13 protein-coding genes are annotated in these 8,918 nt (G+C 74.8%); 6 read left to right on the top strand and 7 right to left on the bottom strand.

Going from position 1 to position 8,918, the window contains the following annotated elements; genetic code table 11:
* The first annotated feature begins 31 nt into the window (after positions 1–31).
* The 3 genes from AB0H81_RS42080 (at position 32) to AB0H81_RS42070 (ending at position 1,901) form a co-directional block, all read left to right on the top strand.
* Positions 32–361, top strand: coding sequence for a rod shape-determining protein (locus tag AB0H81_RS42080; protein WP_358387274.1), 330 nt, complete (start codon positions 32–34; stop codon positions 359–361).
* 85 nt (positions 362–446) lie between these two features.
* Complete coding sequence (locus AB0H81_RS42075; RefSeq protein WP_358387271.1) at positions 447–791, top strand: TraR/DksA family transcriptional regulator; 345 nt, start codon at positions 447–449, stop codon at positions 789–791.
* 210 nt (positions 792–1,001) lie between these two features.
* Entirely contained in the window at positions 1,002–1,901 is a 900-nt protein-coding gene (locus tag AB0H81_RS42070; RefSeq protein ID WP_358387268.1) for a LysR family transcriptional regulator, read from the top strand.
* On the opposite strand, the gene AB0H81_RS42065 is transcribed toward AB0H81_RS42070, so the two are convergent.
* The 3 genes from AB0H81_RS42065 to AB0H81_RS42055 form a co-directional block, all read right to left on the bottom strand.
* Complete coding sequence (locus AB0H81_RS42065) at positions 1,898–2,218, bottom strand: hypothetical protein (protein WP_358387265.1); 321 nt, start codon at positions 2,216–2,218, stop codon at positions 1,898–1,900. The two genes, AB0H81_RS42070 and AB0H81_RS42065, sit on opposite strands and share 4 nt — an antisense overlap.
* Before the next feature lie 323 nt (positions 2,219–2,541).
* Entirely contained in the window at positions 2,542–3,042 is a 501-nt protein-coding gene (locus tag AB0H81_RS42060) for a cupin domain-containing protein (RefSeq protein ID WP_358387262.1), read from the bottom strand.
* A gap of 138 nt (positions 3,043–3,180) precedes the next feature.
* The gene (locus AB0H81_RS42055) at positions 3,181–3,936 is read right to left on the bottom strand and encodes an alpha/beta hydrolase (RefSeq protein WP_358387259.1); all 756 of its coding nucleotides are present in this window, start codon (positions 3,934–3,936) and stop codon (positions 3,181–3,183) included.
* An 86-nt stretch (positions 3,937–4,022) separates the two neighbouring features.
* Between AB0H81_RS42055 and AB0H81_RS42050 the strand changes: the two genes are divergently transcribed.
* Complete coding sequence (locus AB0H81_RS42050) at positions 4,023–4,400, top strand: helix-turn-helix domain-containing protein (protein WP_358387256.1); 378 nt, start codon at positions 4,023–4,025, stop codon at positions 4,398–4,400.
* 2 nt (positions 4,401–4,402) lie between these two features.
* Positions 4,403–4,753, top strand: a complete 351-nt coding sequence (locus AB0H81_RS42045; protein ID WP_358387253.1) for a hypothetical protein — start codon at positions 4,403–4,405, stop codon at positions 4,751–4,753.
* Here the strand turns inward: AB0H81_RS42045 and AB0H81_RS42040 are convergent.
* Both AB0H81_RS42040 and AB0H81_RS42035 read right to left on the bottom strand, forming a co-directional pair.
* Entirely contained in the window at positions 4,702–5,514 is an 813-nt protein-coding gene (locus AB0H81_RS42040; RefSeq protein WP_358387250.1) for an alpha/beta fold hydrolase, read from the bottom strand. The two genes, AB0H81_RS42045 and AB0H81_RS42040, sit on opposite strands and share 52 nt — an antisense overlap.
* 11 nt (positions 5,515–5,525) lie before the next feature.
* Positions 5,526–6,719: an MFS transporter gene (locus AB0H81_RS42035; RefSeq protein ID WP_358387247.1), complete on the bottom strand. Its 1,194-nt coding sequence runs from the start codon at positions 6,717–6,719 to the stop codon at positions 5,526–5,528.
* Between the two features lie 81 nt (positions 6,720–6,800).
* Here AB0H81_RS42035 and AB0H81_RS42030 point away from each other — a divergent pair, with 81 nt between their 5' ends.
* On the top strand, positions 6,801–7,700 hold the full coding sequence (locus tag AB0H81_RS42030; protein ID WP_358387244.1) for a LysR family transcriptional regulator: 900 nt from the start codon (positions 6,801–6,803) through the stop codon (positions 7,698–7,700).
* On the opposite strand, the gene AB0H81_RS42025 is transcribed toward AB0H81_RS42030, so the two are convergent.
* Both AB0H81_RS42025 and AB0H81_RS42020 read right to left on the bottom strand, forming a co-directional pair.
* On the bottom strand, positions 7,673–8,200 hold the full coding sequence (locus tag AB0H81_RS42025) for a GNAT family N-acetyltransferase (RefSeq protein WP_358387241.1): 528 nt from the start codon (positions 8,198–8,200) through the stop codon (positions 7,673–7,675). The genes AB0H81_RS42030 and AB0H81_RS42025 overlap by 28 nt on opposite strands.
* Positions 8,201–8,293: 93 nt before the next feature.
* Positions 8,294–8,918 (bottom strand): SDR family oxidoreductase (locus AB0H81_RS42020; RefSeq protein WP_358387238.1); only part of this gene is annotated, 625 nt, incomplete at its 5' end.

The following is an 8,918-nucleotide window of genomic DNA, read 5'->3' as shown; positions in this document are numbered from 1 at the left end:
CGGCGACAACCGCACGAAACGGAGGCCACCGATGGATTCCTCATCGCCCCGATACCCGGTCGGCGACCGGGCCGTCACGCTGACTCCCGTCGGCGTGCCGTCGTACGCCCTCGACGGGGTCGTGGAGATGACCGCCCGCCTGCTGCGCCGCCTGCCCGTCCGGCTCCGCCCGGCCGCGCGCGACGGCGGACTGCTCCTGACCGGCGGCGGAGCCCTGCAGCCGCGGCTGACCCGCCGGCTGCGGGAGGCGCTGCGGCTGCCGGTCGAGGTCGCACCCGAGCCGGCCCACGCCACCGTACGCGGCCTGACCCGCCTGTGCCTGCAACCGTCCCTGGCCGGCGGCCTCGCCGCCGGCCGCTGAACGACCGCTCACCGGGGCCGCGCGCCCTCGACGGCGGCCGCCGAGCCGCCGGCCTTCGACGACTTCCCGAAAGGACCACTTCACCATGACCACCGGAACCAGCGGAGAGACCCACCTGAGCAGCGTGCAGATCGACGTCCTGCGTCAGGAACTGCGGGAGCAGCTCGCCCGGCGACGCGGCCACCTGACCGGCCTGCAGGAGGAGGCGCGCGAGGGCACCGGGGCCGACGAGACCTGGCAGGAGCTGTCGGTCTCCATCGTCACCGCCGACCGCGCCGTCGCCGAGCTCACCCAGGCGCTCGACCGGCTGGCGGAGGGCGGCTACGGCCGCTGCGCCGAGTGCGGGGCGGGGATCCCGTTCGAACGTCTGAAGATCCGCCCGCTGGCCCGCTACTGCATCGCCTGCCAGCGCCGGCACGAGGCAGCCTGACCGTGCCTGACCGTGCCTGACCTGGCTGAACCTGCCGGACCTGCCTGACCGTCGAGTGAGGCGGGCGCGGAGCCGCCGCCCGCCTCAGGAGGTGTTCGTCAGCAGCGCCGGGAACCGGCCCGGTACGCTCCAAGGCCGGGCGGTCGATCCCCAGGCGGGCCGTGGACGTGCCTCTGCCCGGTGGGCGATCGGCGCGGGGCGGGAGGACGGATGGAACTGCGCCAGCTTCAGTACTTCGTCGCGGTCGCGGAGGAGGGGGGCTTCGCCCGGGCCGCGGAACGGCTGAACATCGTGCAGTCGGCGGTGAGCCAGCAGGTGCGCCGTCTCGAACGTGAGCTCGCAGTGACGTTGTTCGACCGCTCCACCCGCCATGTGCATCTGTCGGCCGCCGGGGAGCGCCTGCTGCCGGAGGCGCGTGCCGTGCTGGCGGCGGCGGATCGCGCGCGGCGGGTGGCGGCCGGGGTGGCCGACGGCACCGACGGCGTCCTGCGCCTGGGCGTGATCCACAGCCCGGGAGACCGGCTCTCCCGCGGCCTCGCCGAGCTGACCGGCGTCGTGCCCGGGCTCCGGGTCCGGCTCAGGCAGGTTCCGCCGGCCGAACGGCTGGCAGCGGTCCGGGAGGGCCGGCTGGAGGCCGCTCTGGTCCGCGGCCAGGCGTCGGTGCCCGGCCTGCGGCTGATCCCCCTGTGGAGCGACCCCTTGCTCGTCGCGCTTCCGGCCGGCCACGCGCTGGCCGCCGAGCCCCGGCTGCGCCTTCAGCAGCTCGCCCGCCTGCCCCTGAGGCTCTGCCCGCGCGAGAAGAACCCGCCGTTCCACGATCTCATCACCGCGGCCTGCCGGGCGGCCGGCGTCGCGCCGCCGCCGGGACCGCCCTTCACCAGTCTGCGCGAGACGCTCTCCGAGATGGTCGCCGACCCTCCCTCGTGGACGGTCTTCTACGAGGTCTCCGGGCTTCCTTCCGTCCCGGGGGTCGTCATCCGCCCGCTGGCCGAGCCCGCCGTCGTCACCTCGCTGGTCGTCCGCGCGGCGCAGCTCGCCGCCCCCGTCAGGCAGCTCCTCGCCGTACTCACGCCAGATCGGCCTCCCGGCGGGCCCGGCGCCGTCGGCTAGGCACGCCCTTCCGCAAGGGGGGACGGTACCCGGGCCGATGCCACCGCCGCGGCGAGCAGAGGGAAGGACGCGATCGCGACGGCGGACCCGGGCAGTCCCACCCACGGCGCCAGCGCCCCCGCGGCGGCGGAGCCGATGCCGCCCCCGACGAAGAAGGTGAGGTTGAGCAGGCCCATCCCGGCGCCGCGCCGGGCAGCCGGCAGCCGGGCCGACATCTCCGCGGTGAGCACCACCTGGGCGACGGCGAACGACGCCAGCGCCAGCGAGGTCGCGACGATGAGGCTGTACGGGCCGCCCGCCGTGCCGGCGATCACCATGGCGAGCGCGGTGGCGGCGGCGACACCGGCCAGGCCCCGCTGTCAGGACGCCGAGGTTCGGCGCGACGACGCAGACCAGCGCGCCGATACCGAGGACCAGCGAGCCGGTCGCCAGCGCCGTCCGGACTCCCCACGAGTCGGCCAGCCGCCCGAACACCGCGGTGCCGATGCCCAGGGCGAGCGCGTGGACGGTGAGGACCCAGGCCACGGCGGGCCCGGCGCGCAGGGCGAGCGCCACCTCCGGCAGGGCGACCGCCGGCCGGCGGGCTCCGGAGTCGTGGGCGCCTTCTCCGTGCCGGAGATCTCCGCGCGGAAGACCTCGCTCATCGGGCCCGCGCCCGCAGCCAGGCCGTGTCGTCGGCGAAGTGGACGTCGAAGCGGTCCTGCTCGGGCAGGAGGCCGTCGAAGGAGTCCTGCCCCTGCGCGATCCGGCCGAGCCGGCGGAAGTACTCGAACCGCTCCACCCCGGGCGCCATGACCACGAGCGCCTCGGCCGTCGAGCCCGGGGCCGCGCCGAAGGCGTGGACCGTCGCCGGCGGAACGACGATCAGGCTTCCCCGCCCCGCTGTGACGATCCGCTCGCCGAGCAGGAACTCCATGGTCCCGGCGAGCACATAGAACAACTCCGAGGACAAGGCGTGGTGGTGCGGCCTGGCGCCGTCGGCGCCGGGGGCCAGCGTGAGCCGGTTCGCGCCGAGCGCGCCGCCGGTCGCGCCGGCGTCGACGAGCAACCGGAACCCTCCGCCCTGCGACAGCTCCACCACTTCCGCCGTGCTCTCCGGGACGACCACGGCATCCCAGGTGTGAGCGCTGGTCAAGGACATCTCCGCTCCTCTTCGGATGGACTCGTCCCATTGCAGCGCCGGGCCACCTGAGGAACCAGAAGCAGTCGGAGCCGCCAGATATCACCGATCGCGATAAATGTTCCGCCGGCGTCTTCCCGTGGGGCGGTCCGGGCCTGGTCAGCCGGCGGACAGGAACGGCATGACCTGGGGCAGCACCTCGGCCGCCCGGTCCCAGCCGCCCTTGTGGTCCGCGTCCGGAAGGGAGAAGAAGCCGGCGCCGATCCGCTCGGCGAAGCCGCGCATCGGCTCGTGCCACGGGTCGCCCGTCCCCGCGTACATGAGGACGGGCACGCCGGAGGCGGCCAGCCCCGGGCCCAGGCCCGGCTCGCGGGAGAACGCGTCGTAGTTGGCGCGGAAGGCGCCGCTGTCGCCCGCGCCGACGAGCGCGGCCTGGTAGGGGTCGGCGCACGCCCCCTGCTTGACGATCTCGTACGCGTCGACGTCGGCGGGCAGCGCGAACCGCTCGATCGCGTCGTCCACGGCGGAGCGGAACCCGCCGACGGGGTCGAAGGCGCCGGCCACGAGGCGGGTGAGCCGTTCGGGCGCGTACGCGGCGAGGGCGTAGCCGGTCATGGCGCCCAGCGAGTACCCCCAGAAGGCGGCCCGGTCCACGCCACAGTCGTCCAGCACGGCGGTGACGGCCTCCACGCGGCGGCGGGGCGCGTAGGCGGCCACGTCGTGCGGCGCGTCGCTGGCGCCCAGCCCGAGCGGGTCGATCGCGATCACGGTGTGGGCGGCGGCCAGCGCGGCGGTGTAGCCGCTGTGAGCCCAGTGCGCCCCGTCCTGGAACATGCCGGGATGCACGACGAGGGGCGGCCCGTCCCCGCTCACCTCGTACGAGATCTTGTAGCCGTTGCTGCGAGCGATGGGCATGGCCATCCCCTTTCATCAGGAACGTTATGACTTGTAACGGAGGTCATCCTGGAGCAGGATCGAACGACTCGGAAGGAGGCACTTTCTTGTCCCGACGGAACGCCGAGGTAACGAACCAGGCCGAATGCCCGCTGCCCGAGGTCCTGGCCCTCATCGGCGACAAGTGGAGCGCCCAGGTGCTCGTCGAGCTGGGCGACGGCCCGCGCCGCTTCACGCAGCTGGAGCGGGCCGTCGCGGGGATCAGCCGGCGCATGCTCACGGTCAGCCTGCGCAGCCTCGAACGCAACGGCCTGGTGACGCGGACGGTGTACCCCGACTCGCCGCCCCGCGTGGAGTACGCGTCCACGGCCCTGGTGGAGGAGATCCGCGAGCCGCTGGAGGCGTTGTCGGCCTGGGCCCGTCACGCCGGGCCCCTCATCGCGGCGGCCCGCCGGACGTACGACGAGCGCCACCGCGCTCCCTGAGGGTGGCGGTCCGGTACGCGCCTGACCTATATATCCGGATATGTCCGGATCGACATGGGGAAGCGCCCGTACGGCCGGACCCACGACAGGACACGGTCCTGATCGCGCCCGCCGCCGGCGCCCGGGCCGTCGCCACCACGAGCGCGGGCGTCGCCTGGTCGCTGGGCGTGCCCGACGCCGCGGACCTGGGCGCCGATCGCGCCGCCGTGGTGCGGGCCGGCGCGGTGGGCGTGAACCGCACCGACGTCTTCCTGACGGGGGCGACGCCCCGCGAAGGGGTGCCGGCCGAGGCGGGACGGCGTCAGGCGTGCATGCGGCCCGCCAGGAAGTCCAGCACGACCGGGGTGGCGTAGTCCTGGAACTCCTCGAAGTAGGCGTGCCGGGCGCCCGCGACGAGGATCATCCGCGCGCCCGGGATGCGCTCGGCGAGCAGCGGCGCGTTGCCGGCCGGGGTGAGCAGGTCGTCGGTGCCGTGCAGCACCAGGGTCGGCGCGGTGATGCCGGGCAGGACGTCCCAGGCGTCGTGGCCGTTGCTGGCCGCCAGGTGCCGCCGCCGGGCGTGCGCGGGCATGCCGGGGTCTCCGGTGGTGTGGTACGGGCCGGGATGGGCGGCCAGCCAGCGCGGCGTGTACATGAGCTCGGGCAGGGCCCGCCCGGCCGCGTCCCGGTCCGGCCGGGCGAGCGCCCGGCGCACGCTGTTGTCGCGTTCGACGCCGTGCCGGCCGCCCGGCGAGGTGCAGCCGAGCACGAGCGAGCCGACCCGGCCCGGATGGTCGGCGGCCAGCCACTGCGCGACCCGCCCGCCCATGGACGTGCCGTAGACGTGGGCCCGCTCGACGCCGAGGTCGTCGAGGACGGCGACCACGTCCGCGGCGAGCGCGCGGGTGGTGTACGGCTCGTCGGGCTTGCCGCTGGCGCCGGTGCCGCGCCAGTCGAGGGTGATCGTGCGGTGGGCGTCCTCGAAACCGGGGCGGACGCCGTCCCACCAGTGGTGGTTGTTGGCCTGGCCGGACAGCAGGACGAGGGGTTCGCCCCGGCCGCCGGCCTGGTAGGCCAGGGAGACGCCGTCGGGGGCGACGGCGGTACCGGTGACGATGCCGGCGAGTGGGGACATGATCGCGTACCTCACGGGGTGTCGAATCGGCGGGCCAGGCCGACGAGCAGCCCGGCCACTGCGGTCAGGACGATGGCGCCGGTGATCACACTGGGCCATCCGGCGCTCTGCCACCGGTAGGCGGCCAGCGCGCCGAACACCGAGCTGCCGGCGTAGAAGGCGAGCAGGTACAGCCCGGCGGCCTGTCCGACCCCGACGCCCACCCGCTGCGCGCGGTCGGAGACCCAGCCGCTGACCAGCGAGTGCGTGCCGAGGAAGGCGAAGGTGAGCACCCCCAGGCCGGCCACGACGGCCGGCAGCGCGCTCATCCGGGTCAGCAGCACACCCGCCCCCAGCAGGGCGACGCCGTGCAGCGCCGCCGGGCCGCGCCCGCGCCGCACCGCCAGCCGGCCGGCGGCCAGTGGCGCCGGTATCCCCACAGGGTAGGCGAGGAAGGCCAGTGCCGCGGCGCCGCCCAGCAGGTACGGGGCCCCTTCCAGGCGGAAGGCCAGCGCGTTGCAGAGGCCGACGAACGCCCCCATGGTTGCCGCGCCCACCAGGCACAGCACGACCAGGGTGGGGTCCTTGAGGGTGCGGGCGGTGTTGGCGAGCAGGCCGCCCAGGCGTGGGCTGGACCGCTCGAAGTGCCGGGAGGGCGGGACCAGCGCCCACAGGCCGATCCCGCACACCAGCGTGATGGCGCCGACGGCGGCGCTCGCGCCCGTCCAGCCCCACAGCTCGTGCAGCGGCCCGGGCAGCAGGCGGCCGGCGGCGCCGCCGAGCGCGGTGCCCATGATGTAGGTGGCGTTGGCGCGTACGTGGGAGCCGGGCGGCGTCTCCTCGCGCAGGTAGGCGAGCGCCACGGCGGGCAGCCCGGCCAGGGCGACGCCCTGGAGGCCGCGCAGGACGAGCAGGCTGTGCCAGGTGGGCGCGAACGCGGTGGCCAGGCCCAGCACCCCGGAGGCGACCAGCGACAGCCGCATGATCCCCACCCGGCCCGTCATGTCCGAGACCGGGCCGACGAACAGCAGGGCCACGGCCATCGTGATCGTGGCCAGCGACAGGACCGCCGTGGACTCGGAGGCGCTCACGCCGAAGTGGCGGGCGACGCCGGGCAGCAGCGGCTGGACGTAGTAGAGGGCCAGGAAGTTCGCCAGGCCGCCGCACATCAGCCCGTACCTGATCCGGCGGTGGACGCGCTCCTCCGCCCCGACTGTGGAGGACACGGCCCCGATGCTGCCCCGTCACCTCTGATGCGCAAAATGCAGCGTTTGACGTAGCTGATGCATGATGCGCATCATCGCTGGATGGACGTGCAAACGCTGCGCTGGTTCCTGTCGCTGTGTGACACAGAGAACATGCGCGACACCGCGGCCCTGGAAGGCGTCAACCAGTCGACGCTGTCGCGGGCGCTGGCCCGGCTGGAGGCTGACCTCGGGGTGGAGCTGTTCCACCGGCGCGGGCGGCGGCTGGCCGTCAACCGGTTCGGCGCGCTGCTGCGCGAGCACGCCGCCCGGGCGGTGGCCGATCTGGACGACGCCCGCCGCCGGGTGGACGCGCTGGCCAACCCGGACACGGGGCTGATCCGGCTGGGATTCCTGCACTCGGTGGGACGGTGGCTGGTGCCGGAGATCCTGCGCGACTACCGCGCGGTCACCCCGGGCATCAGGTTCGAGCTGCGCCAGGGCTTCGCCCGCGAGCTGGTGGCCTGGCTGCACGACGGGTACATCGACGCCGCGCTGGTCACCCCGCCGCCGGCCGGGAACGGGGCCCGCTGGCACCGGCTGCGCGAGCAGCGGCTGTGCGTCGCCCTGCCCGCCGACCACCCGCTGGCCGCCGCCGGCTCCATCACTCTGCGGGACGTACGGGCGGAGCCGTTCATCGCCTTCGCGCCGACCACGGACCTGCGCCGGGTGATCGACGGGCTGTGCCAGGAGGCGGGGTTCGAGCCGGTCATCGCGTTCGAGAGCGAGGAGATCGCCACGGTGCGCGGCCTCATCGCCGCCGGGCTCGGGGTGGGCGTCCTGCCGCTCCCGGCCACGCCGGAGGTGGACGATCCGGCGTACCGGCCGCTGGTCCCGGCGCAGCACCGCCCCATCGGCCTGGTGTGGAACCCGCCCCCGCACCCGACGGCCGCCGTCGCCCGCTTCGTGGAGCACCTGACCCGCCCGCCCCGGGGTCACGACGCCGTGGTCGGCACCCAGTAACGACGCTTGAGTTCGGTGATGTCGATGAGCCGTCCCCCGTTGGCCTCGATGACCCGCCGCGAGGCCGTGTTGGTCCGGTCGCACATCACCAGGACCTGTCGCAGGCCCAGCGACCGGGCGATCGGCAGCGCCGCGGCGAGCATGGCCGTCGCGTGCCCCTGGCGCCGGGCGGACGGGCGCACGTCATAGCCGATGTGGCCGCCGATCTCCTCCAGCGCCGGGATGAGCCGGTGACGGATGGCCATCCGGCCCAGGAACCGTTCGCCGTCGGCCCACCACAGCGTGGTCATGGGGACGAACCCGTCCCGCGCGCCCGCCGCGGACCGCTCGCCCAGCACCCGGGCGACATACGCCTCGAACGCCTCCGGGCTGGTCAGAGCCGGCGGGTCGACGTCGCCGACGAACCAGGAGGGGGGATAGTCGCGGTCGGCCCGGAACTCGGCCACCGCCTCCAGGAACGAGTCGCGCAGCCTGGGCGTCGGATCGATGAACCGTGGCATGACCCTCATGGTGCCCGCGGGCGCGTCCACGGCTCAACCGCGTCCGGCGCCGGCGTGTGGTCGCCGAGCGCCTGGCGGCGGAGGGCCGGGCGCTCAGCCGAAGTGCTGGCCGGCGTTGACATCGAGGGTGGCGCCCGTGACCGAACGGGCCTGGTCGGAGGCGAGGTAGATCACGGCCCGGGCGACGTCCTCCTCGGTGGCGATGCGGCGCAGGGCCATCGCCGACACGTCCCGCGCCCGGATCTCCTCGAACGTCACCCCTTCGGCCGCGGCCCTGGTGCGCATCCAGTCGTCCAGCACGTCCGAGGCGATCCAGCCCGGCGCCACGCAGTTCACGCGCACCCCGTACGGCCCGAGCTCGTCGGCCAGGCAGTGCGACAGCAGGTGGACCGCCGCCTTGCCGGCCGCGTAGTCGCTGCGTCCCGCGTAGCCGGCGCGCGACGACATGGACGTGACGTTGACGATCGCCCCGGACCCGCGGGCGACCATGTGCGGCGCGATGAACCGGCAGGCCAGCAGCGTCCCGTACGCCGCGATGTCCACCGCCGCGCGCCACGCCGCGAGGTCGTCCTCCGCCATGTCGAGCACGTTCCTGCGGTGCGAGCCGGGGAAGGCGGCGTTGACCAGGACGTCCGCCCCGCCGAAGCGCTCGGCGACCAGGTCGGCCAGCCGCTCGACGTCGTCGCGGCGTGAGACGTCGGCCACCACGGCGCGCGCC

The sequence above is a fragment of the Nonomuraea sp. NPDC050691 genome (assembly GCF_040654455.1).
Classification (GTDB): Bacteria; Actinomycetota; Actinomycetes; order Streptosporangiales; family Streptosporangiaceae; genus Nonomuraea.
This window is presented reverse-complemented; position numbering and strand designations above follow the sequence as displayed.